The following is a 23,867-nucleotide window of genomic DNA, read 5'->3' on the forward strand; positions in this document are numbered from 1 at the left end:
CAATATGGATTCAATCACACACATAGCATTAGGCGCCGTTATCGGAGATGCAATGTTCGGACGAAGGCTGGGGAAGAAGGCCATGGTGCTGGGTGCAGTGGCTCAGAGCCTGCCGGATGTCGACTTCCTGGCCAGCTTCTGGCTGGATACGGCCCATGACGTGACGGCGCACAGGGGTATTACTCATTCTCTTTTATTTGTGGCGGCAGTAGGCCTGTTGCTGGCCTTTGTGGGGCGGCGGCTATGGCGAGGGGCAGGGATGTCCTTGTCCAGGTGGCTGCTGTTTGCTTTCCTGGAGCTTTTTATCCATATTTTCCTGGATGCTTTCAACGCATATGGGACGGGGTGGTTCGAGCCTTTCAGTCATTACCGGGTGTCGTTCAACGTGTTGTTCGTGGCAGATCCGTTCTTTTCCATATGGCTTGGTATTTCTTTCCTGGCCCTGCTGATCCTCAGGAGCGGGAGCCGTCGGCGTGGTTTCTGGATAAGATTTGGATTGATTTTAAGCTGCTGCTATCTATATTATTGTCTGCTGGATAAATACCGCATAGACAAGTGGGCAAAGGAGGCTTTGCAGCGGCAGCAGATCCACTATACACGATATTTCACAACACCAACGCCCTTGAATAACTGGCTATGGTATATCGTGGCCGAGGATTCGGCGGGCTATCATACTGGTTATTTATCTTTATTAGGGCGGAGCAGGCAGGTGTCATTCAATTATTTTCCCCGTAATGACTCTCTTTTAGGTGTTTTGCGGGCACGGGAGGACGTCCGGGCGCTCATGCGGTTTTGCCAGGGGTATTATACGGCCGAACAATGGGGGGACACGCTGGTGTTCAATGATCTGAGGTTTGGACAAATAAGGGGATGGGAGAACGGACAGGCGCGATTCGTGTTTCATTATTACTTACAGCGGCCGGGCGATAATGCCGTGATCCTGCAAAGGGGGCGTTTTGCGGGATGGAATAAAGAGACCTTTCGGACTTTTATCAGGAAAATAAAGGGGGATTAGTCAGCTCTGAGCTGCGAGCTACAAGCTGCAAGCCAGGAAAGATCAAGGAACGGACGAAGTGCCTTTTTCCTGGCGAAAATAAAATGTGAACAGGAAGAAGAGGAACCGTATGATCTGAAAAGCCGACCATTGCAGGAACTGCCTGTAGACCGAGTGATTGAAGTTCTCCTCGGTGATCCGGATGCAATGTTCCCTGATGATCTCATCCAGCTCCTGTTCCACTTTTGTCGCAAACGCGGCATTGCGGACGTCCATGTTCAATTCCACACTGGCATAGGCGCTGATCTTATTTACATTATAGGAACCATTGGTCATCCACTGTCCGTCATAGACGGCCATCTTGCCGTGGAGGACGGTGTCCTGGTACTCGTATACTTCGATATGGTTGCGAAAGAGCCAACGGTACATGTATTGTTCTGCGAGCCGGGAGATTTTCACGTCGGAGATACCGCCAACGATTATCCTGATCTTTACACCACGGCGGGAGGCCAGGGCCATGTGCCGGCGGAAGAAGGTGCCGGGCAGGAAATAGCTGGACAAGATGGTAACACGGGAATGGGCATTCCGGAGCATTTCCAGGTAGCTTTTCGAGATCTGGCTTTTTCCCTGCACCCAATCGTTGCGCCGCACTCTCACCTGGCATTCTTCCGCGGGGGTGGTGCCGGGCAGCCATGGAAAATTTTCTTTACGGCCTTCATCCTTTTTCCAGTACGCTTTAGTCCACATGTCACGGCAGATGATATGGAGCTTCAAGGCAGCCTCTCCTTCGACGAAGAGCGCCCGGTCCAGCCAGGCTTTCTGGCCTCCGATGTCGTTGTACCTGTCACTGATGTTGACCCCGCCTGCCAGTCCGCGGGCTCCGTCTGCGACCGCTACTTTATGGTGCATGCGCCGCCCCAGGTAGAAATTCCGGCTTTTGAGCAGAGGCCAGAACCAGCGGAAACGGATGCCGGCCTCTTTCCACTCTTTGATGAATTGTTTGGGGAGGTCCTGGGAGGCATACCCGTCCAGTAAAATAAAGACCTGTACGTTACGGCGGGCGGCGCGTATCAGGGCATCGCTTACCATGCGTCCTGTCTCATCGCCCTCGTAAATATAGGTTTGCAGATGGATCAGGGATTGCGCCTGATCGATCATCTGAACTAGGGTCGTGAAATAGTCCTTTCCGCCATGGACCAGCCTGACCCTATTGTGTTGCGTATAGCCTGCCAGTAACTTAGGAGTTCTTTTCTTAGACATGGATGCTTTCGATCAGCCTGGCAAAGATCGGCTATTTTCCCACTGTACGTCCTTTCAGGGTGCGTGATTTGCGCTCGACCTTGTCCAGGATACTTTTGCGGACCAGCAGGGTGACGGAGGCTACGTCCTGGCAGGTACCGCAGCGGGCCCTGAACTTATTGGAATCGTAGGTCACCGCGGTGGTGCCGTTCCGCCATTCTGTCCCATATAATGAATATTCATTAAATGTATAGCCGCTGCCCGGCCCAAAAGGAAGGTTGTTATTACCTTTTTCAAAGCTGATCATCAGCTTGTCGCCTTCAGCGCTCTCACAAACGCCGGGGGTAAAGGCGGGGACGATGACCTGGTTGATATATTTCCCGTTCTCCAGCTTAACGATGCCGGATGTCACCTGTATTTTCTGGTCTCCTAGGTTGCGGTCCAGGATAAGCTTCTGGTCAACATAGAATTGCACCTGCTTCAGGTCGATGTTCTCTTTTTCCAGTTTTTGCCTCAGGTCTTTTGTAAAAGGTACAAGGTTGGCCCTGGATACCTTCGAGCTGCTGCAGCCCGTCATGGTCATACTTAAACAAAACATGCAACCGAGCGTAACCATTACACCATAGATTCGTCTCATAATATAGTTGTTATGGGGGATTAGACTATTTTTCAGGGAGATGGTTTAGTTGCCGGAAGATTTTTTTTAAGCTGATATGCAACAAATATAGGATCCGGGCGCCTTTATCCGGCAGGAAAATAGATATTAAAAAAGGGGCATATGATAAAGAATTTCTTCAAGATCGCAGTGCGCAATCTCCGGAAGCACAAGGGGTATAGTTTTCTGAACATTTTCGGACTGGCAATGGGCATGACTTGCAGCCTGCTGATCCTGCTGTGGATCAGGGACGAACAAAGCGTGGACGGCTTTCATGCGATGGGCGACAGGATCTATCGGGTGTATGAGCGGCAGTATTATGACGGGAAGGTCGAGGCGGGCTATTACACGCCGGGAGTCCTGGCTGCGGAGATGAAGAAGGTGCTGCCGGAGGTGGAAATGGCTTCGGGGTTTACCTGGGAGGACAATAGTACTTTCCAGGTGGGGGATAAGATCCTGAAAGAAAAAGGCAGCGCTGCCGGAGGAGATTATTTTCAGATGTTCAGCTATCCTTTGTTGCAGGGCAGCCCGGCCTCGGCCCTGGCCGGCCCGTCCAGCATTGCCATTTCCCGGAAGATGGCTGTCGACTTTTTCGGCAGCCCCCGGGAGGCCATCGGCAAGCCCATCCGTTACCAGAACAACAAGAATTTCACAGTGGCGGCAGTATTTGAGGACCTGCCGGAGAATGTTTCGACTAAATTTGACTACCTCCTGAACTGGGATGCTTTCCTGGAGGATAACAGCTGGGCAAAAGAGTGGGGGAACAACGGACCTTCGACCTTCTTGCTCTTGCGCAAGGACGCCAATCCCGCCCTGGTGACGAAAAAGATCGCCCGGTTCCTGGATAATTACAATAAAGAGCAGGGCAAAGGGTTCCACATCGAGCTGGGCATGCAGCGTGCTGCGGATGTTTATTTGCATGCCAGCTTCAAGGATGGTGCGATAGCAGGCGGCCGCATCGAATACGTCAGACTATTCAGCATCGTAGCCATTTTTATCCTGCTGATCGCCTGTATCAATTTTATGAACCTAACGACGGCGCGTTCGGTGAACAGGGCCAAGGAGATCGGCATCCGTAAAGTAGTTGGCGCGGTACGTCCGGCCCTGATCCGGCAGTTCATCAGCGAGGCCGTGCTTTTATCTTTTTTTTCGATGATCTTTGCGCTGGCGATGGTGATCCTGCTGTTGCCGGCCTTTAACCAATTGACCGGCAAGCATATCCATTTTCCTTATGGCTCCACTTCCTTCTGGTTGTGGATGGCGGCGCTGACGCTGATGACGGGCGCCATTGCGGGTTCTTACCCTGCCTTGGTCCTTTCTTCCTTCCAACCTATCAGGGTATTGAAAGGATCCCTGAAATTTACCGCGGGAGCTGCCTTATTCAGAAAAGGTCTGGTGGTCTTTCAGTTTGTCTTATCCATCGTGCTGATCATCGGAACGATCGTGGTAGCGGGCCAGATCAACTATGTCCGGACGATCAACCTGGGATTTGACCGGGAAGACCTTTTATATATACCGTTGGAAGGAGATCTAACGGCCAAGTATAAACTTTTCAAGGAGCAGGCCGCTCGACTGCCGGGTGTCAGTGACGTCACACGGATCAGCCAGGTCCCTACCAGTATCGAGAACTCCACGTTTGGCGTGGATTGGGATGGCAAGGACCCGAACACCAAGCCCATGTTCACGCAGGTGTCCGTAGGTTATGACCTGGCCAGGACGCTGCACCTTCAGCTTGCAGCCGGCAGGGACTTCTCAAAGGATTTTCCCACGGACTCTGTGGGATACATCCTCAACGAAGCAGCCTTGAAGAAAGTCGGATATAAGGACCCCATCGGGCGGCGGCTGACCTTTTGGGATAAGAAGGGGCAGATCGTGGGTGTGCTCAGGGATTTTCATTTTAATTCGCTGCATTCCCCCATTTTGCCCCTGATCATCCGGCTGAGAGAGGAGGAGGGGTGGGGCGAAGCGATGGTCCGGACAAAGGCGGGCCAGGCTAAACAGGCCCTGGCGGGGCTTGAGCGGCTATGTAAACAACTGAACCCTAAATTCCCCTTCAGCTACCGTTTTGCAGACGAGGAATACCAGAAATTGTATAAGAGCGAATCGATCGTCCAGCGTCTTTCGAATTGTTTTGCGAGCCTGGCGATCTGTATCTCCTGCCTGGGTTTGCTGGGGCTGGCCATGTTCACGGCTGAGCAGCGGACGAAGGAATTCGGCATCCGGAAAGTGCTGGGCGCCAAGGTCGGTACTTTATTCGGGCTTTTGTCGCGGGAGTTCCTGCTGCTGGTGCTGGTCGCCTTTCTCCTGGCGTCTCCCCTGGCCTGGTGGGCTATGCACACCTGGCTGCAGAACTTTGCATATCACATTGCCGTGCAATGGTGGGTATTCTTACTGGCGGGCGGGGCGGCCCTGCTGATAGCGCTGCTGACGGTGAGCTTCCAGGCGATGAAGGTGGCGGTGGCTAACCCTGTGAAGAGCCTTAGGGCCGAATGATTGCTGCCCGCATTGCTGGCGCTTCTAATATTGGCCGCTATCGCGTCCTCCGGGCCGAATGGCCTGCGGGGGGGAGGGCTGTGCATGTTGGTCATTGTGACGAATATACTGCAGGACGGCCCGTATTTCCCCGAAGCTGTAGTCCGTACCCAGTTTGGCTTTAAGAGCATTCAGGGTGGTGTTGCCCAACTCCTTGAAAGTACTATGGATGGTTTCTATTTTGTTTTCGGGGACCAGCTCCTTTATGTCGATCTCTCCGGTGGGGATGAAGGAAGCCAGGTGCCCTTCTACGGTAGTGGTTGCCATGTTACGCCGGGCGGCGATCTCTGCAATGGAGATGCCGGCCTTATAGAGATGAAGGCTGATGCGATGGGTCTCGCCCTTGGGCGTTTTGCTTTTCGCTGTAGCAGTGGGCGGTTCCGGGGCGGTGTCCTCTACGGAAGGAGTTTCCCGGCTTTTTCTGGCGTCCTGCAGGCCAGTGAGGAGCTGGGTCGTATCGACACCTTTTTGCAGACCTTCCACCATTTGCAGGGCATCTTCCAACTGCTGTTTTTTGCGGAAGAGGATGGACTTCAATTCTTTTAATTCCGTGAGATACTTCTTGATCTTCTTCTGAATTTTTACTTCTTCCATGTGCCGCTGCAAAGGTTGCAGCTGCTCTTCTTCCAGGGAGCGTATGAAGTAGGTTGCTGCTGCATATATGCGCTGGTGCAACTGTGCGTAGCCGTCGTTTTGTGCGGAGGAGAGCAGGTGGTCCAGCTGCCGGGAGAATTTGATAGCTGTCTCGTGCTGATGCACGGCTTTCTCCAGCCAGGATACCGACAGGCTAATGGCCTTTATTTTGTTCGGCACTTGCCGGTGATCATACCCTGCGTGGTGATCGCGCAAGGCCTCGGTGATACGGGACCATTCGAAGGTTTTTTGCAACGAGCCATGAATATAGGCGTGCTGTTCCTGCTGCAGATGGGCCCTGGCCTCGTGGTCCGACATCCTGCTGTCCGTGTAGTCAATGACCCTGGGGTCCGTGCTGATGGAAGAAGGGAGGATGCGGGACTGCAGCACCAATCCGTCGATGGACCGGAGCCGGCTGAGCGCAACGTATACCTGTCCCGGTGCAAAGGACGCGCCTGCATCTATAACGGCTTTGTCGAACGTGAGCCCCTGACTTTTGTGGATGGTGATGGCCCACGCAAGCCGGATAGGGTATTGAGAGAAGGTGCCTAATTCTTCTTCTTCTATCTTGTCCTTTTCCCTGTCATATTGATAGCGGATGTTTCTCCAGATCTCCTTTTCCAGGACCAGGTCCTCCGGCTCATTGGGAAATTGGATGGTGATCTTTTCTCCTATCTTTTTGATGACGCCGATCTTGCCATTGAAATAGCGCCGGGTCTCCCCTTTGTCATTTTTGATCAGCATGATCTGGGCGCCTTCCTTGAGCTGCAAGGTTTTTTCGGCCGGGAAGGCCTTGTCGTTGAACTCGCCGGTAACGGTGGCTTCGAATGCGTGCAGCTTGCCTTGCAGCCGGCCCAGCTCGGCCTGGTTAATGTGCTCGGCGCGGGCATTATGGGAAGTAAGAGTGATGTAGTTGCTGTTTTTCGGTGGGGTAAAGTCGGGTTCATAGTGATCGTGCAGCTTTTCAAGGTCATAGGGCGTTGCGCGATTGTTACGGATGTTGTTGAGGATGTCGATGAAAGCCGTCTCCTGCTGACGATAGATCTTTTTTAATTCGAGGTAGACGGGCGGCTGTTCCCGGATGACCTTTGCGTCAAAGAAGAAGGGGCTGTTGTAATATTCCTTCAGCAGGCGCCATTCTTCCTGGGATACGACGGGAGGCAATTGGAACAGGTCTCCGATATAGAGGACCTGTACGCCTCCGAAAGGGACCAGGGATTGCTGGCGGAAATGGCGGAGGATGGTGTCTACGGCATCCAGCATGTCTGCCCGGACCATACTGATCTCATCGATGATCAGTAGCTCCAGCTCCTGCAGCAGCTCACGCTTATTGGCAGTCAGACGGATGTTGGAAAAGAGGCTGTTGGGGTCAGAGACATTAGACCGGTCGAGATTCCATCCATATTGAGGTGTGGGAATGAAGGGCCCGAAAGGCAGCTGGAAGAATGAGTGCATGGTGGTGCCGCCTGCATTGATGGCTGCTACGCCGGTGGGCGCCACGACGGCCAGCTTTTTGAAAGCATTATCCCTGATGAATTGCAGGAAGGTCGTTTTGCCTGTGCCGGCCTTGCCGGTGAGGAATACAGACCTGCCGGTCTGGTTGACAAACCGGGCCGCCAGCTGAAAATCGGGATTGTTATGATCGGGCTGCATAAGGGGATGCAAGTTAAAAAAAAGCCGGATGGTATTTTTTTAAAGTATTGCACAGCGGGTGTGGGCAAGGTGGGGCTATTTTTCGAAGACGATGCTTTCGGGGTTGGCGCCCAGCTCCGTGAGGACCTGACCAATATCAGCCACCATTTTGTCGGGTCCGCAGATATAGAAAGGTTTGCTGAAGTCTTTTATTTCGCGCAGGAGAAATTCCTTATTGATGGGGCCTTTCGCGTAGGCGGGATTATCTTCCCGTGTCACGATGTAATGGGCATTGGGTCCCAGGATGGTGTCGAATTCCTCTTTGAGGATGATGTCCATGCTGGTCTTATTGGAGAAATAGAGCTGATTGTCTTTTATATTGCCTTCTTTGTGCAATTGCCGGAGAATGGCAATAAAGGGGGTGATGCCTGCTCCCCCGGCGATGAAGCAGCCCTGGCCTTTATAGGAAATGGCCCCCCAAACGTCACGGAGGATCAGCTCGTCTCCTGCCTTTAGTTTGCTCAGCTCATTAGTGACGCCTTCGTGGTCGTGGTAGGATTTGATGGTGAATTCCAGGAAAGGCCATTCGTTGAGGCTGGTGAAAGTGAACGGGCGTCGCTCGTCCTTCCATTTGTCTTTGTTGATGGAGACCTCCGTTGCCTGGCCCGGCTCAAACTTATAGTCATCGGGCTTTTCGATCTGGTAAGACCTTACGTCATGTGTCACATCCCGGATGGACAGTATTTTAACGATTTTTTCCATGATACAATTTACGAAGATTGGTGTGGAACTTTCACCGGGAGGGGAAGTGGCGGCGGAAAAACTTACATTTGAAGCATGAAAAATGCAAATGTGCGCATTATTAAGACAGAAGTTCTTTCCGACAATTGGTACACGTTGCGCAAGGTGACGTATCAAATGGAGAAGAAGGACGGCTCCTGGCAGACGCAGAGCAGGGAAGCATATGACAGGGGCAATGGGGCGGCGATCCTGCTGTATCATGTAAAGGAAAGAAAGGTGATCCTCACACGTCAGTTTCGTCTGCCGACCTTTGTAAATGGAAATGCTTCAGGGATGTTGATCGAAGCTTGTGCAGGGTTGTTGGACAAGGACAACCCCGAGGATGCCATCCGGCGCGAAACGGAAGAGGAGACGGGATATAAAGTAGCTCATGTGCGTAAAGTCTTTGAAGCTTATATGTCGCCGGGCTCCGTGACGGAAATATTGTATTTTTTTGTGGCGGAGTATGAGCGCAGCATGAAGGTGCATGAAGGAGGTGGTGTCGATGAAGGGGAAGACATTGAGGTGCTGGAGCTGGATGCAGACAAGGCGATCGGGATGATGGAGAGCGGGGAGATCCGGGACGGTAAGACGATCCTGCTCCTGCAGTATGCGAAGCTGCAGGGATTAATATAGGAAACGACCCCGGCAAGCGCTTTTTATTCCGAACGAAGGCTGTCCACGGGATTGACCACGGCGGCCTTCAGGGATTGCATCAATGTGGTGGCCAGTGCGACAAGGAGCACGTTCCGCCTCAGTTGACGAAATGCAAGTTTAGCGTGGGTGCTGAGCATGGTCCGTATTATTTTTGAGCTTCGAATAAAGTCCAGGGATAGGCTTTCAGCGTGGCGAGGTATTTCGCCTGCCAGCCGTATTCGGGATGCAGTTTGTAAAATGGTGCGGCCACGAAGTCCTGCCCGCAGGGGTGTCCCATATGTGCCCATATTTTGAGGTCTTTTGCCAGATCGGCCGTCGTCAACTTGCTTTGTACGGTACCTCCGGGATAGAAGGGGGCCCAATCCCATTCCATGCAGCCTGATCTATCTTCATCGACGTGTCCGCAGACCACACATTTGTTATTGGCTTTCGTACGATGGATGGCGTCGTAATGGTCCGATTCAATCAACTTGCCCTGGTCTAAGTCAATTTTACCTTTGAGGTCGGTGACCAGTTGCTCCATTCTCCTTTTGCGGGCATTGGGTGAGGTAGTTGTATCGGATATCGAAAAGGTGGTCTCTTCCGCGATCAGCTTCGGGTCGCTGGCAAAATTGGATCCGATGATCGCCGTGTCCTTTGACCGCCATACTTTGTGGTCTTTCAAGCCTAATTCCAGCTTGGCCACTTCATTTGTCTTTATATCGCCGATGAGCCAGTCGTTGGCATAGCCGCCATTGTTCCCTGTAACGAAGAGCCTGATGACATCGTCGATGCTATTCGAATATTGGGCTGATTTTCTTGCCCTGACGAATTCCGGAATTTGGGTGGAGTCGAAGCCTTTGAACTGGGTAATGGTCGTTTCGGTGATCAATATCCCATTGCCGGTGATGACAAAGTCGTCGCCGCTGTGGATGAAGCCCGGCATACAATCCATCAGCATCCGGCTTCCTTTTTCCGGGACGATGTCGGCAATTACATTCCAGTGCTGGCCTACGAGGTAGGAGGTCCAGTTGTTATGGCCGATCACTATTTTACCGTCCTTTGTATAGCTGCCTGTGGCGATGAATGCGCTGCAATTGCCCGGGGTTTTGTTGTCACCGCTGCCGGGCTTTTGCTTATCCATCAGTTGGGGAATGTAATAATATGCCAGCTCTTCCATCGCATTGAGCGCGGTGATGTCGAGACTGTCGTAATCCTTATGCCGCGCTTTCAGCCCTGCCACGATGCCGTTGATCTCGTCTTTATATTCACGATCGACCTTATCCCATAGGAAATTGGCGGCGCATTGCCGGTAAAACTGCCAATCCTTTTTTGTCTCGTGCTCCAGAAAGTAAGCCATAGACCGGATATTGGTGTCGATCTCCGGAGCGAGCAGGTATCCGTGCTGATAGCCGATGGAAGCAGGCGTACCTTCCAGGTGGACATAGATCCACCCGTTATTGTCGTGCCTGGATGCTTCGGAGAGGAGATCTTCCTTCTTAGCCGTCTGGCAGGCGAAGGCAAACAGGGAGATGAATAGCAGGCATTTTGGCGTGTAGTAGTGCATGTTTAAAGTTAATGAAAATGTCTCTGTATATATGTACTTTAGGGCCCTGAAAAATAAAGCATTTCATGAAGCGATTTTTTTTGCTGTCCGTGTTGGTCAGCGGGATGGGTTATGCCCAGGAGCCTCCCAAACCTTACGGTGTATTGCCTTCGAAGGCCCAGCTCAACTGGAATGAGACGGAAATGTACTGCATCGTTCATTTCGGCGTAGATACGTATACGGATAAGGAATGGGGGTTCGGAGACGAGGACCCCGCGTTGGTGAACCCGGCGCATTTTGATGCCTTGCAGATCGTCGGCGCCGCCAGGGCGGGGGGATTCAAGGGAGTGGTGATCGTTGCCAAGCATCACGATGGCCTTTGTCTCTGGCCGACAAAGACGACGGAGCACAATATCAGCAAAAGTCCCTGGAAGGAGGGGAAGGGGGATATGATAAAGGAATACCAGCTGGCCTGCAACAAGCTGGGTATGCGGCTGGGGCTGTATTGCTCACCCTGGGACCGGAACAATCCGCAGTATGGTTCGTCTGCTTATGTACAGACTTACCGGGCGCAGCTGAAGGAGCTATGCACGCAGTATGGTCCGCTGTTCATGTCCTGGCATGATGGGGCTAATGGAGGCGATGGTTACTATGGGGGCGCCAGGGAAATAAGAAAAATTGACCGCACGGTCTATTATGGATGGGATACGACCTGGGGCATTGTGCGGACGCTGCAGCCCATGGCGGCGATCTTTGGAGACGTAGGTCCTGATGTGCGATGGGTGGGCAATGAAGAGGGGCATGCCGGCCTTACCTGCTGGGCCACCTATACACCACTGGCTCCTGACACGGGCAACAAGCCTTCCAATGGTTATAGTAAATACTGGGAGGCTACGGAGGGTACAAGAAATGGCGAATATTGGATGCCCGCGGAGTGCGATGTGCCTTTGCGTCCGGGTTGGTTCTATCATGCTTCGCAGGACGATCAGGTGAAAACGCCCTATCAATTGCTGGATCTCTATTACCAGAGCGTGGGTAGGGGAGGCAGCCTCGATCTGGGTATTTCGCCGGACAGGGAAGGCAGGCTGCATCCGCAAGATGTGACCTCGCTGGAGGCGTTTGGTTCGTTGCTGCAACAGATCTTTGCCGTCAACCTGGCGAAGGGGGCAAGATTCACTGCCAGTAATACCAGGGGCAATAATCCGAAAAAATACGGTCCTGGGTTTTTGACAGACAATGACCGTTATAGCTACTGGGCTTCCGATGACGCCGTCATTACGCCGCAGCTGGTGGTAGATCTGGGTAAGCCGAAGACCTTCAATGTCATCCGGCTGCGGGAGAATATCAAGCTGGGCCAGCGTATCAGCTCTTTTACGATAGAGGTATTGAAGGGTGGAACCTGGCGGCAGATAGGAGCTGGCACCAGTATTGGCGCCAATCGTTTGATCCGCCTGCAGCAGAACGTGACGGCCAGCCAGGTACGGCTGCGGATCACGGGTTCCGGTGCTTGTATTGCGTTGAGCGACTTTGGCTTGTATAAGGAGCCCCCGCACTTGGTGCAGCCTTCCATCGGCAGGGACAAGACAGGCATCGTAAGCATTCGTACGGCAGCGCCCGTGGCCAGCATTCACTATACGCTGGATGGCAGGGAGCCGGGGCTTGCATCGCCTGTCTATACGGGACCTTTCCCATTCGTGGATGGAGGTGTGGTCAAGGCGCGCAGCTTTGAAGAGGGCCAAAAGGCCAGTGAGGTTGTCACACGGGAACTGGGGCTGTCAAAGTCGGGATGGCGGGTGATGGGGGAGGTTGCCACCGGTGACGGCCAGGGAAGGCGGGAGAGCGCTATCGATGAAGACGAAGGGGCGGTGTGGAGTACCCTGTCAAAGGATACTGCGGCCGGGGTGAAATTTCCGCAGGACATCAGCATAGATATGGGCAAGGTGCAGAGCATCAGGGCTTTTACTTATTTACCCCGGCAGGATAAACAGACGGAAGGCATTGCCGACCGTTATATTTTTTATACAAGCGAGGATGGTGCGAGCTGGCAAAAGGCAGCTGAAGGAGAATTTGCCAATATCAGGTCCAACCCGCTGGAGCAGGTAGTGCGGCCGGATCACCCGGTGTCCGCCCGCTATTTCAAATTCTCCATCCTGCACGTCGTTGCGGGCAACGGGGTGACGGTGGCGGAAGTGGGTGTACGCATACATTAGGGTGGGGGGAACCATTTATTATTACAAAATGCCTACAGTCGAAGATATTCTCTCTCAACTTCGGGAACACGGCACGCCGGCAGGCAGGAGCGGGATGCAACGCTTTGGCATCGACATTACCCATGCCTTAGGTGTGTCCATTCCTGTGTTGCGGGGAATAGCGAAAAAAATGAAAAAGGACCATGCGCTTGCGCTGACGTTGTGGGCCACCGGGATCCATGAGGCCCGGATACTGGCGTCCATGATCGACGATCCTGCGCAGGTGACGGCGGGGCAGATCAATTCCTGGGTAAAGGATTTCAATTCATGGGACCTTTGCGACCAGGTCTGCGGGAATCTTTTTGACAGAACGCCGTTTGCGGTGACGAAGGCGAAAGAGTTCAGTAAGCATAAACAGGAATTTATCAAGCGGGCGGGGTTTGTGCTGATGGCGGAGTACGCTGTACATGATAAAATAGCGGAAGATAAGGTGTTCCTTTCTTTTCTGCCCCTGATCGAGAAAGAAGCTGATGACGGGCGCAACTTTGTAAAGAAAGCGGTGAACTGGGCCTTGCGCCAGATCGGAAAAAGGAATCCGCGTTTATGCGATGAAGCGATTCGCACGGCAGATCGCATATTGAAGCAGGATAATAAGGCTGCCCGCTGGATAGCGCAAAATGCATTGCAGGAGCTGAAGGCCCGGAAGTGGAAGTAACGTTATTTTACCGGACGTTCTTTGTCGTCCAGCAGGATGATGAATTCTTTCTCTTTGTCCATCAGATAGTTCAGAATAAATTTTGCAGGCATGTCGCCGGATGCATTGTCAAAATGGGAGATGACTGCGCCTTCCGGCTCATAGAAGGGATCGCCGGCTTTCAGGATGATGGCCGAATCGCCTTTGACCTGGAAAAGTATTGAGCCTGAAACAATGTAACCTACGACGGGACAAGGGTGTTTGTGCAGCGGGCCTTTCTGTCCGGGCGCCAGGTTGATCTCGCGTATATCTACTTTGGACACCGGCCGGCTATTAAATTCTGCCAGCTTCAGCTGCTTTCTGACGATCGGGCCTTGTGCATGGCCATGAGTTGATTGGATCAGCAGAAGCACGGCTAAAAATGGAATGAGGTGTTGGCGAATCATCACATGTAAGTTTTGGGTAAAAGTACTGATCTTCAAACTAATTTGGGAGCTTGTAAATGACGGCATTGATATTCATGCCGGCGCCTACGGAGGCAAAGAGGACGATATCACCGGGACATAAAGTATGGCCGGGCAAGCGGCCTTTTCTCACCATATCGAACAAGGTGGGGATGGTGGCTACGGAACTATTGCCCAGCTCCCGGATGTTCATGGGTAAAATGTCATCGGGTATCTGCTGTTTGCCATATAGCTGGTAGAAAGCTTTTATAATAGCGACATCCATTTTTTCGTTGGCCTGGTGGAGGAAGATCTTTCTTATCTCGTTTATTTCAATCCCATTTTTGTCCAGGCAGGCTTTCATGGCGGCGGGAACGGTCCTAAGGGCAAATTCATAGACTTTACGTCCCTGCATTTTGAGATATTGCCTATTGGAAGCAGAGGGTCTATAGGAGGGCCCCATGGAGATATATTGGCTTTCTCCGTACGTATGGGATTGACTGACAGCGCCAAGGATGCCGTTGGTGGCGGCAGGGGCCGTTTGGGCTTCGAGGACCACCGCGCCGGCGCCATCGCTGTAGATCATGCTGTCGCGGTCATAGGGGTCGATGACGCGGCTGAGGGTCTCCGTGCCAATGACAAGACATTTCCTGGCCAGTCCCACCCGGATATAGGCGTCCGCCTGGATCAATCCCTGGAGCCAGCCGGGACATCCGAACAGCAGATCATAGGCTACGCAGTCGGGGTTCCTGATACGCAGGGCGCCTTTCACCCGCGATGCGAGGCTGGGGACTGCCTCGGACTGGCATGCATGCTGGTGGGTGTCGCCAAAGTTATGGGCGACAATCATCTGGTCGATGGTTTCGGGATCAACAGCCGCATCCCGGATGGCTGCGATGGCCGCCTGAGTGGCCATATCGGACGCGTTCAGATCATCCGTTGCATACCGCCTTGCGGCAATGCCTGTGATCTGCTGAAATTTTTCTATGATCTCGGCAGTGTGGACCTTGATACGCTCCTTTTGTTCATTGTAAAATTCAGTGGTGGCAAAATCCTGGTTTGACCTGATCCCGGCCGGAATAAAGCTACCTGTTCCAGATATAAAGGCTCGCATGAGAGATGCTACTTTGGAAAGATCCTAAAGATACCGAAAGCCTCGCTTTGAAGTTTTACATGATTTACAGGTCAGAAGCTCCACATGGCATATTTTTTCTCCTGCAGCTGTTTGAAGCGGGAGGGCGTCAGGCTGGTGACTTTTTTGAATTGATTGGAGAGGTGGGCTACGCTGCTATAGTGCATCTTGTAGGCGATGGCGGTAAGTGTAAGCCCGTCCTCGATGAGCAGCTCTTTTACTCTTTCGATCTTGCGGACAATATAGAATTTTTCAATGGTGGTACCCAGTTTTTCCGAGAAAAGATTGGACATGTAAGTATAATCGTGGCCGAGCAGGGAACTCAGGTGTACGCTTAGGTTGTACACCAGGGGCTCGTCGGAGCAGCGGACGACATCGCGGATGGTATTGATTATTTTTTGGACGAGGATGCTTTTTTTGTCATCCAGCAGCTCAAGGCCTGTCTTACGCAGGGCCGATCGGACCAGCTGTTGCTGTGCGACCGAAAGCGTCTCCTCAATATCAGCTACACCCAGGTCCACATATCTCAGGTGAAAGCCAAGTCTAACCAGCTCAGACTCCACCACCCTCTGGCAGCAGGGGCAGACCATATTTTTTATATAGAGTTCCAATCAGTGCATTTTATGGGAACGATCAACCCATTTTGTTGGTAAAAGCTGTAACCGCCTGATGGTAATTTACTGAAATTTTCCGAAAATAACTTCAATTTGAGGGCAGGGGATCTTTAATGAAGGTACTGCAGGAAATAGACCGTATATGTGTACCTTAGTCGGCGACATTTTGTCCATCAAATCGAGCATTGAATAATGGCTAATTCTAAAAAAGAAGATGTTAGCCTGCCGTTTTTGCCGGGTCTTTTCCCTGTGGTGGGGGTAGGAGCATCCGCGGGCGGGCTGGATGCCTTCAGGAGAATGCTAAGGGCTATCCCTGAGCACCCGGCGATGGCTTTTATCCTGGTACAGCACCTGGAGCCGACACATGAAAGCCTGTTGCCCGACATTCTCCAAAGAGTAACTTCCACACCGATACTGGAGATCACGGACAATGTGCTGATGGAGCCCGGTCGTATTTATATCATTCCATCCAACAAATTGTTGACGGTCAGCGAAGGCAGGCTGCAGTTAAGCCCGCGGTTATCTGACAATGCCAGGAACAGGCCTATAGATCTCTTTTTTACTTCCCTGGCAGAGGTATACCAGGGGCAGGCCATCGGCATCGTGTTGTCGGGCACGGGGACGGATGGCACGCTTGGATTGAAGGCGATCAAGGAGCATGGCGGCTTCACTTTTGCGCAACAGCCATTATCCACTGCTTCACCGGGGATGCCTCAGAGCGCGATCGATGCCGAGGTGGTGGATTTTGTGCTTGCACCTGAAGAGATCCCTTTGCAGCTGGTACGGCTGGCGGAAACCTCTAGGAATGGCCTTGCAGAAGGCATCCAGGAGGTGCCGCACACCAGGGAGAATGCCTTTCGCGAGCTGTTGTATATTTTGCGTGCCAGAAAAGGGACGGATTTTGCTTACTATAAGCAAACTACGGTCCGCAGACGGATCATCCGGAGGATGGGCCTGAATAAGATACAGGATGTGGAGGCTTACCTTGCCTTTTTCAAAGAGAATACGTCGGAGCAGGAACTTTTATACCAGGACCTGCTGATCCCGGTGACGAGCTTTTTCCGGGATCCGAAGGTCTATAGCTTCTTGTGTGAATCGATTTTTCCGCAATTGTTGAAAGAGAAGGATATGGCCAATCCTTTGCGGATCTGGATTGCAGGTTGTTCAACGGGAGAGGAACCCTATTCCATGGCGATCTGCCTGTGTGAGTATTTGGGCGCCCGGACGGCAGACGTCAAGATACAGATTTTTGCTACGGACATTTCCGAGCGGTCTATAGCAAAAGCCAGGAGCGGGCTATATTCCCGCCGGGACGTCGAAGGGCTCTCTCCAGCCAGGCTACAGCAATATTTTACCAAGGTGAACGGAAGTTTTCAGATCAACAAATCCATCCGGGACATGTGCGTGTTCGCGTGTCACAATTTTTTGAAGGATCCGCCATTTGCCAGAATGGATCTCATCAGCTGCCGGAATGTGCTGATCTATATGGATCCTATTTTGCAGAAGAGGGCGTTGAAGACGTTTCATTACGCTTTGAAAGCGAACGGGTATCTTCTGCTGGGAAATTCTGAGACCATAGCTCCTACCGCCGATCTGTTCACAGTGATAGGGAAGCACGAGAAATTATATATTCGCAAGGCGGTGGCGGGGCGAACGATGCCTTTGACTGCCGAACGCGCCACAAATGCGCCTGGTAATATGGCCAATATGATAAGAAAAGAACCGTCCCGTGACGATTTTCAGAAAAGCGCCGATGAGGCGATACTTACGAAGTACGCCCCTCCGGGTGTCGTTGTGAATGAGCACTTTGATATCGTTCAGTTCCGGGGGTCTACGGGCACCTGGCTGGAGCCGTCTCCGGGCAAACCCAGCCATAATGTCCTGAAAATGGCAAGGGAGGGGCTCGCTTTTGAGCTGAGGAATGCCCTGCACAAAGCAAAAACTAATAATAAGGCAGAGGTTAAGGGGCATATACCTTTCCTGTTCATGGGGAAAAAGCAATCGGTGACGATAGAGATAGCTCCCCTGTCAAATACAGTGGAACCTTATTACCTGATCCTTTTCCGGGAGGAGATGGTTTTACAGGGCAGCAGCGGCCATCCGCAGACAGGGGTGGAAGCAGACCCTGCGATGCAGCAGCACAGTGTGGAGGGGCTGCGTATCGAACAGCTGGAAAGGGAGCTGGCCCAGCTTCGGGAAGATATGAGGAGCATAACGGAAGACCAGGAGGCGGTGAATGAGGAATTGCAAAGCGCTAATGAAGAGCTGCTGTCCGGAAGCGAGGAGCTCCAAAGCCTGAACGAAGAGCTGGAAACTTCGAAAGAGGAGATACAGAGCACTAACGAAGAGCTCACGACCCTGAACCAGGAGCTGGTGGACAGGAACGAACAGTTGATCTTAGCCCGTCAGTATGCAGAGTCCATTGTGGCTACTATTCGCGAGCCGTTGGTCGTACTGGATAAGCAGATGAGGGTAAAGACGGCGAACCGGGCCTACTATGATAAATTCAACACTTCGGAAGAGGATACAGAGGGGAAATCTTTTTTTTCGCTGGGTAAGGGACAATGGGACCTGCCAGGTCTGCATGCAATGCTGGACGGGATACTCACGGTCAAGGGAAGGATCACGGACTTCGAGGTCAGACATCGCTTCGACGGAGCCGGAGATAGCATCCTGTATCTGAATGCCAGCCGTATCTTTCAGAATGATACGGCCGAGCCGATGATCTTACTGGCGCTGGAGGATGTTACACAGGTCAGGCGGAGGGAGGACGAATTGGAAAGAAAAGTAAAGGAACGTACGAGCTCCCTTATGGATGCCAATATCTCCCTTACGCATTCCAATAACAGCCTTGAGCAATATGCGACCATTGCTTCCCATGACCTGCAGGAACCATTGAGGAAAATAAGGACTTTTGCGGCTATTTTGAATAAGCAGCATAGCCGGGAGGTAGGGGATGAAGCCAGGCTGTTGCTGCAAAAGATTAACGCGTCGGCCGAACGGATGTCGGCGCTGATCCAGGACGTGCTCAATTTTGCAAAGGTCCTGGATTCGAGCATATTTGAAAACGTCGACCTGAACCTGGTCCTTGAAAATGTTATTAATGATTTTGACTTGCTGATCGAACAGAAAGAGGCGTTGGTTCATCACGATCCCCTGCCCGTCATCCAGGCGGTGCCCCTTCAGATGAATCAGTTGTTCTATAACCTCCTGAGCAATGCACTTAAATTCGCGAAAGCGGAAGTACCGCCGCTGATCAATATTTCTTCAAGGATTCTGACGGAAGAAGAGACCGGGAAGCATGCCGGGTTAAAAGGAAAGAAACCTTACCTTGAGATCGTTTTCCGGGATAATGGCATTGGATTTGAGCCACATTTCAGGAAGCAGATATTTGAGATATTTCAGCGATTGAATGCAATTTCACATTTTGAAGGAACTGGTATTGGTCTGGCCTTGTGTCAGCGGATTGTGTCCAATCATCGCGGTGAGATCACCGCGGAATCCAGACCGGGAGAAGGTGCAAGCTTCCAGATCATCCTGCCTATGGAACAATGAATGCACTTTTCATTGTACGAAAAGAATAAGCTATGATCATTATGCTGGTGGATGACGATGAGGATGACAGGAAATTATTCCTGGAAGCCACAAAGGAGGTGGATGATACGATCTCCTGTATTACCACCGGCAATGCCCCGGAAGCCTTGCTATATTTAAGGAATACCGACAATCCATTGCCGGATTATATCTTTCTGGACCTCCGGATGCCAGGCCTGAGCGGAAAGGATTGCCTTGTTGAGTTAAAGAAGGACGCACGGCTTATGCCTATTCCTGTTATCGTCTATACGACCTCCCGGGATGTAAAGGAATCAATAGAATTAAAAAGATTGGGCGCTACGCATTTTATGACCAAGCCGGTCTTCCCGGATGACGTGTATTATATGGTATCTTTTGTGCTGGGGGAGAAATGGGAGTAATCAGTCAGAGAATGAGCGGCCAGGAATGACCGCTCGTGATGGTCTTCGAAAAATTAAACCGACTTTCCCGGCTTGACGGGATTGCTAATCAGCGCTAACACTAAAACAGTTAAAGGCAAAATTAGAAGGGAAGAAATCTACAATTGTTATATGTTTCCAGGCAAATCTTACATAATTCACATATTTCGACGGCATGAGTGACCGGCTGCCGCGCAGAGATCACGGAATTCAGTAAATTGTTGAGGAATGGTTATTTAAGTCGTCAGTAACACCGGGAGTAGGTCATTTGGCGATGTGCTCATCCATAGTGCGCTGCAGGATGGCGGCGAATGCCTGATCGTTTGGCGATAGAAGAAAGGTGCTGTGATCACCCGGTACTTCATGAATAGTGATCTCCTTGCTAACAAAAGGTCTCCATCCCATATATTCCAGGTCATCGAGGAAATAGAGGCGGATCTTTACCCTGAAGAGATCGATGCTGCCATCATAGAGGCGCATGCGATAATTTTCATACGCTTTGACATACTGGTCATCTATCCTTTCTTCAGGCGTACTCGGGCCGCGGGAGGAGCGAAAAAGGTCGAGGAAGGCCCTGATCTTGCGGGTAAAGAAATCACGCTGGTATGCGATGGTTGGCTTTGGGTATTTGCGCAGATTCTTCAGCACAAACCTGAATTTGGGAAACTGCCGGAAGACCTTTCGTAGTAAGGCGGCTGCCCATCCCCGTTCGTTTTTCATGTTATTGGTATAGGTATCGATGATTGCAAGCATGCCGATCTGTTTGCCCCTGGCCACCAATTGCTGCGCCATCTCAAATGCCACCACCCCTCCATAGGAGTATCCCGCGAGGTAATAAGGGCCGTCGGGGTTTACCCGGAGGATCGCCTCTACATATTCCATGGCAATGGCTTCAATGGTGCCATGGGGCTCATCGATGCCATTGAGGCCTTTTGGCTGAAAGCCATAGACTGGCTGATCAGGATGCATGTACCGCGCAATATTATTAAACCCAATGACATTCATGCCATATCCCTGCAGGATGTAGAGAGGAGGTCTCTCCACTCCAGGTCGTATAAGCACCAGCGGTTCCCATGATATGGAAGGCTTATCGGCATCCAGCAAGGCAGAGAGTTTTTCTACGGTGGGGGCCCGGAAGAGCGTGGACAGCGGTAGTCTTTTACCGGTGTTTTTTTCCAGGAAGGTCATGATCTGCAGGCCGGAAACCGAGCTGCCGCCCAGATCGAAATAATCGTCGTGGAGGCCTATCTGGTCCTGGGAAAGATAGGTGGACCAGGCATGGGCCACTAATTTTTCGGTCGCCGTCCGGGGAGGGGCATAAGTCGTATCCCTGGCCACCTCGGGCGAAGGGTCCGGTAAGGCATTTCTGTCGATCTTGCCATTGGACGTCAGGGGAAATTTGTCCAGGATGATCACATACTGCGGTATCATATGCTCCGGCAACAGCTCTTTCAGCATTTGTCGAAGGTCACGCGACAGCGATGAAGCGATCATCGGGATTTCGGATGCAGGCTGTTGCAAAATGACGTAAGCGATCAACTGATCGTCTTTGCCTTTTATCACGGCCTCTTTGACAGCCGGATAGGAGACCAGCGCGGCTTCAATTTCTCCCGGCTCTATCCGAAACCCTCTTATTTTGATCTGGGCATCGACCCTTCCGTGGAGCAGGATCTGCCCATTGGGAAGCCAGGTACCCAGGTCGCCCGTGCGATACATTTTAGAGCTGTTGTCTTTTGAAAAGGGATTGATGACAAATCTTTCGGTATTTAGTTCGGGCCGGCGGAGGTATCCTCGCGCCACTCCTTCACCTGCTATATAAATCTCTCCGGCCATTCCTTCGGCCACCGGAAGGAGGTTTTCATCAAGGATATAGATCTGTGTATTGGCAATGGGCCATCCAATGGAGATGACCTTGTCCGAAGGCTTTATTTCTTTGATGGCCGACCAAATAGTGGTTTCGGTGGGGCCATACAGGTTCCATACCTTTTGTCCCAGGGTAGTCAGTCTTTCGGCCAGGGGTTTTGTCATGGCCTCGCCGCCGCACAATATCTTCAGCGGAAGCGGTGTATCCCAGCCTGCGTCCAGCATCAATTTCCAGGTGGAAGGGGTGGCCTGCATGATACTGATTTTTTCAGCCCGGATCATATCCAGCAGGAGCCGGGCGTCTTTTGCCGTCGTCCTGTCCGCCAGGACCAGCGCTGCGCCGGCAACCAGGGGCAGGTAAAGCTCGAGGCCCGAGATATCAAAGCAGACGGTGGTGACGGCGAGGAGGCGGTCGCCGGGCCTGATCCCCAGTAGCTGCTGCATGCTGACCAGGAAATTAAGCAGGCTATGATGCTCTATCTGAACACCCTTGGGGCGGCCCGTAGAGCCGGAGGTATAAAGAGTATAGGCCAGGCTATGGCCTTCAATGACAGTATTAGGATCTTCATCGGAATAGTCCTGCAGCTTGTTCCTGCAGTCCTCCATATATAGCTCTTTTGTGCTGCTATGGAAGCGGTTAGCGTATTTGCGGGAAGTAAACACGAGACTGGCGGAGGAATCTTCCAGCATGAATCTTATGAAGCTTTCAGGGTATTCAGGATCGATGGGCAGATAGGATGCGCCAGTGCGCATGATGGCCAGCATGGCTATCAGCATATCGGGCGACCGGTCCATGATCAGCGCTACGATGTCCTCCGGCTGGAGGTTCCGGGCAAGCAATAATCCGGCTAATTGATTGGCCTGGCCGATCAGCTGTCGATAGGTAAAGGCCTGGCCATTGAATTCGAGGGCGGTTTTATTGGGATATTGCCGGGCTGTGCGGCTGATGAGTCCCTGACAGGAATACGGCCACGTATTGGAGGATATGGCGATGTCGTTTGTTAAAGTCATTAGACTAGATAAGGCAGGTATGTAAAAGGGTAGATCAGTTCAGCCTTCTATTAAAATTAGGAAAAATCGTAATAGAAATAGGGAGAAATGAAGCCTTTTTTTGGGTATATTTAGAACCATCCTTTCACCTGATCCAGAACGAAGACTATGAAATTGACTATACCAGGATCTATATTCTATCGCAGGCTGACCATATTCTTTCTTCTCATTGGCGCCTGTCGGCTGGTGAAGGCACAAAGCCCGGCTGCAGCAGAGAAACAGTATCTGTATGTGGCAACACCCGGTATTCGTGATTACCTGGGATACGGCGGGCATGGCGTTCTTGTTTTTGACATGCGCGATCACCATCGCTTTATAAAAAGGATCAGGACCGGGGGGCTTCATCCGGACGGCAAGCCTTCCAATGTGAAGGGGATCGCTGTGAGCATCCCCCTCAACAGCATCTATATAAGCACGCTCGAAGGGCTTCAGCGCATTGATCTGACGACTGATGAGATCTTATGGGAGAGAAAATTCGAAGGGGGCTGCGATCGGATGGCTATCTCACCGGATGGACTTACCATGTACCTGCCATCCCTGGAGAATACTTTCTGGAATGTGGTGGATTGCCGGACGGGCGACGTCCTTAAAAAGATCACTGTGTATAAAAGGGCGCACAATACCATTTACGGACGGATGGGGAACGTGTACCTGGATGATATTGGCAGTCGCTGGCTATACATTGCGGACGCAAATAAACATGTATTGACTGGAAAGGTGGGGCCTTTTGAAAACAATGTCCGGCCCTTCACCATCAATGGCAAAGAAACCCTGGTCTATGCCACGGTGGATAGTCTGCTGGGTTTTGAGGTCGGTGATCTGAAAAGTGGTACAAAGGTCGCCCATGTGGTGGTGGAGGGATGGGAGCCGGGGCCGGTGAGGAGACACGGCAATCCCAGCCATGGCATCGGTCTTACGCCGGATGAAAAGGAATTATGGGTCTGCGATGGGCATAATATGCGATTGCACGTATTTAGTGCCATACCGCCTTATCAGCAGCTGACCACGATCCCTCTACAGGATATGCCCGGATGGATCACCTTTAGTATAGATGGCAGGTATGCATACCCATCCAGCGGCGAGGTAATAGATGTAAAAACGCGTAAAATCCTTTTGACGTTGAAGGATGAGTTCAACAATAATGTGGCCAGCGAAAAAATGGTGGAAGTCCGGTTCAATAAAAATAAGGCGGTGCGTGCGGGGAACCAGTTTGGCGTTGGAGATGTACGTTAGCCCGATTGCC

At 51.9% G+C, this 23,867-nt stretch carries 18 protein-coding genes; 8 read left to right on the forward strand and 10 right to left on the reverse strand.

Annotated elements, in window-relative coordinates; translation table 11 throughout:
• Positions 1-4 precede the first annotated feature (4 nt).
• Positions 5-1,015: a metal-dependent hydrolase gene (locus Q4E93_RS04040; RefSeq protein WP_303582802.1), complete on the forward strand. Its 1,011-nt coding sequence runs from the start codon at positions 5-7 to the stop codon at positions 1,013-1,015.
• A 42-nt stretch (positions 1,016-1,057) separates the two neighbouring features.
• On the opposite strand, the gene Q4E93_RS04045 is transcribed toward Q4E93_RS04040, so the two are convergent.
• Together Q4E93_RS04045 and Q4E93_RS04050 are read right to left on the reverse strand one after the other, a co-directional pair.
• Positions 1,058-2,254: a phospholipase D-like domain-containing protein gene (locus tag Q4E93_RS04045; protein ID WP_303582803.1), complete on the reverse strand. Its 1,197-nt coding sequence runs from the start codon at positions 2,252-2,254 to the stop codon at positions 1,058-1,060.
• A 31-nt stretch (positions 2,255-2,285) separates the two neighbouring features.
• Positions 2,286-2,870: a hypothetical protein gene (locus Q4E93_RS04050; protein ID WP_303582804.1), complete on the reverse strand. Its 585-nt coding sequence runs from the start codon at positions 2,868-2,870 to the stop codon at positions 2,286-2,288.
• 141 nt (positions 2,871-3,011) lie between these two features.
• On the opposite strand from Q4E93_RS04050, the gene Q4E93_RS04055 reads away from it, so the two are divergent.
• Positions 3,012-5,381 (forward strand): ABC transporter permease, encoded by a 2,370-nt coding sequence (locus Q4E93_RS04055; RefSeq protein ID WP_303582805.1) that lies wholly within the window; start codon positions 3,012-3,014, stop codon positions 5,379-5,381.
• Between the two features lie 24 nt (positions 5,382-5,405).
• Here Q4E93_RS04055 and Q4E93_RS04060 read toward each other — a convergent pair whose 3' ends face one another.
• Both Q4E93_RS04060 and Q4E93_RS04065 read right to left on the reverse strand, forming a co-directional pair.
• Entirely contained in the window at positions 5,406-7,706 is a 2,301-nt protein-coding gene (locus tag Q4E93_RS04060) for a helix-turn-helix domain-containing protein (protein ID WP_303582806.1), read from the reverse strand.
• A gap of 75 nt (positions 7,707-7,781) precedes the next feature.
• Complete coding sequence (locus Q4E93_RS04065) at positions 7,782-8,447, reverse strand: ferredoxin reductase domain-containing protein (RefSeq protein ID WP_303582807.1); 666 nt, start codon at positions 8,445-8,447, stop codon at positions 7,782-7,784.
• A 75-nt stretch (positions 8,448-8,522) separates the two neighbouring features.
• Here Q4E93_RS04065 and nudK point away from each other — a divergent pair, with 75 nt between their 5' ends.
• Complete coding sequence (gene nudK, locus Q4E93_RS04070; protein WP_303582808.1) at positions 8,523-9,101, forward strand: GDP-mannose pyrophosphatase NudK; 579 nt, start codon at positions 8,523-8,525, stop codon at positions 9,099-9,101.
• Positions 9,102-9,124: 23 nt separating this feature from the next.
• On the opposite strand, the gene Q4E93_RS04075 is transcribed toward nudK, so the two are convergent.
• Positions 9,125-9,259 carry a hypothetical protein gene (locus Q4E93_RS04075; protein WP_303582809.1) on the reverse strand — a complete coding sequence of 45 codons (135 nt, stop codon included), beginning with the start codon at positions 9,257-9,259 and terminating at the stop codon, positions 9,125-9,127.
• Positions 9,260-9,267: 8 nt separating this feature from the next.
• A complete protein-coding gene (locus tag Q4E93_RS04080; protein ID WP_303582810.1) occupies positions 9,268-10,668 on the reverse strand; it encodes a C45 family autoproteolytic acyltransferase/hydrolase in 1,401 nt (466 codons plus the stop codon).
• A gap of 65 nt (positions 10,669-10,733) precedes the next feature.
• On the opposite strand from Q4E93_RS04080, the gene Q4E93_RS04085 reads away from it, so the two are divergent.
• Positions 10,734-12,857, forward strand: a complete 2,124-nt coding sequence (locus tag Q4E93_RS04085) for a discoidin domain-containing protein (RefSeq protein WP_303582811.1) — start codon at positions 10,734-10,736, stop codon at positions 12,855-12,857.
• A gap of 28 nt (positions 12,858-12,885) precedes the next feature.
• Complete coding sequence (locus tag Q4E93_RS04090) at positions 12,886-13,551, forward strand: DNA alkylation repair protein (protein ID WP_303582812.1); 666 nt, start codon at positions 12,886-12,888, stop codon at positions 13,549-13,551.
• 2 nt (positions 13,552-13,553) lie between these two features.
• Here the strand turns inward: Q4E93_RS04090 and Q4E93_RS04095 are convergent, their stop codons facing one another.
• From Q4E93_RS04095 to Q4E93_RS04105, 3 genes are all read right to left on the reverse strand, one after another.
• On the reverse strand, positions 13,554-13,976 hold the full coding sequence (locus tag Q4E93_RS04095; RefSeq protein ID WP_303582813.1) for a cupin domain-containing protein: 423 nt from the start codon (positions 13,974-13,976) through the stop codon (positions 13,554-13,556).
• A gap of 37 nt (positions 13,977-14,013) precedes the next feature.
• Positions 14,014-15,087, reverse strand: coding sequence for a 3-oxoacyl-ACP synthase III family protein (locus Q4E93_RS04100; RefSeq protein WP_303582814.1), 1,074 nt, complete (start codon positions 15,085-15,087; stop codon positions 14,014-14,016).
• Between the two features lie 71 nt (positions 15,088-15,158).
• On the reverse strand, positions 15,159-15,716 hold the full coding sequence (locus Q4E93_RS04105) for a helix-turn-helix domain-containing protein (protein ID WP_303582815.1): 558 nt from the start codon (positions 15,714-15,716) through the stop codon (positions 15,159-15,161).
• Positions 15,717-15,911: 195 nt separating this feature from the next.
• Here Q4E93_RS04105 and Q4E93_RS04110 point away from each other — a divergent pair, with 195 nt between their 5' ends.
• Together Q4E93_RS04110 and Q4E93_RS04115 are read left to right on the forward strand one after the other, a co-directional pair.
• Entirely contained in the window at positions 15,912-19,274 is a 3,363-nt protein-coding gene (locus Q4E93_RS04110; protein WP_303582816.1) for a CheR family methyltransferase, read from the forward strand.
• A gap of 32 nt (positions 19,275-19,306) precedes the next feature.
• Entirely contained in the window at positions 19,307-19,693 is a 387-nt protein-coding gene (locus Q4E93_RS04115) for a response regulator (protein WP_303582817.1), read from the forward strand.
• 282 nt (positions 19,694-19,975) lie between these two features.
• Here Q4E93_RS04115 and Q4E93_RS04120 read toward each other — a convergent pair whose 3' ends face one another.
• Complete coding sequence (locus tag Q4E93_RS04120; RefSeq protein ID WP_303582818.1) at positions 19,976-22,585, reverse strand: non-ribosomal peptide synthetase; 2,610 nt, start codon at positions 22,583-22,585, stop codon at positions 19,976-19,978.
• A 147-nt stretch (positions 22,586-22,732) separates the two neighbouring features.
• On the opposite strand from Q4E93_RS04120, the gene Q4E93_RS04125 reads away from it, so the two are divergent.
• Complete coding sequence (locus Q4E93_RS04125; protein WP_303582819.1) at positions 22,733-23,857, forward strand: YncE family protein; 1,125 nt, start codon at positions 22,733-22,735, stop codon at positions 23,855-23,857.
• Positions 23,858-23,867 lie beyond the last annotated feature (10 nt).

It is taken from the genome of Flavitalea plasmicola (genome assembly GCF_030546645.1).
Lineage (GTDB): Bacteria > Bacteroidota > Bacteroidia > Chitinophagales > Chitinophagaceae > Puia.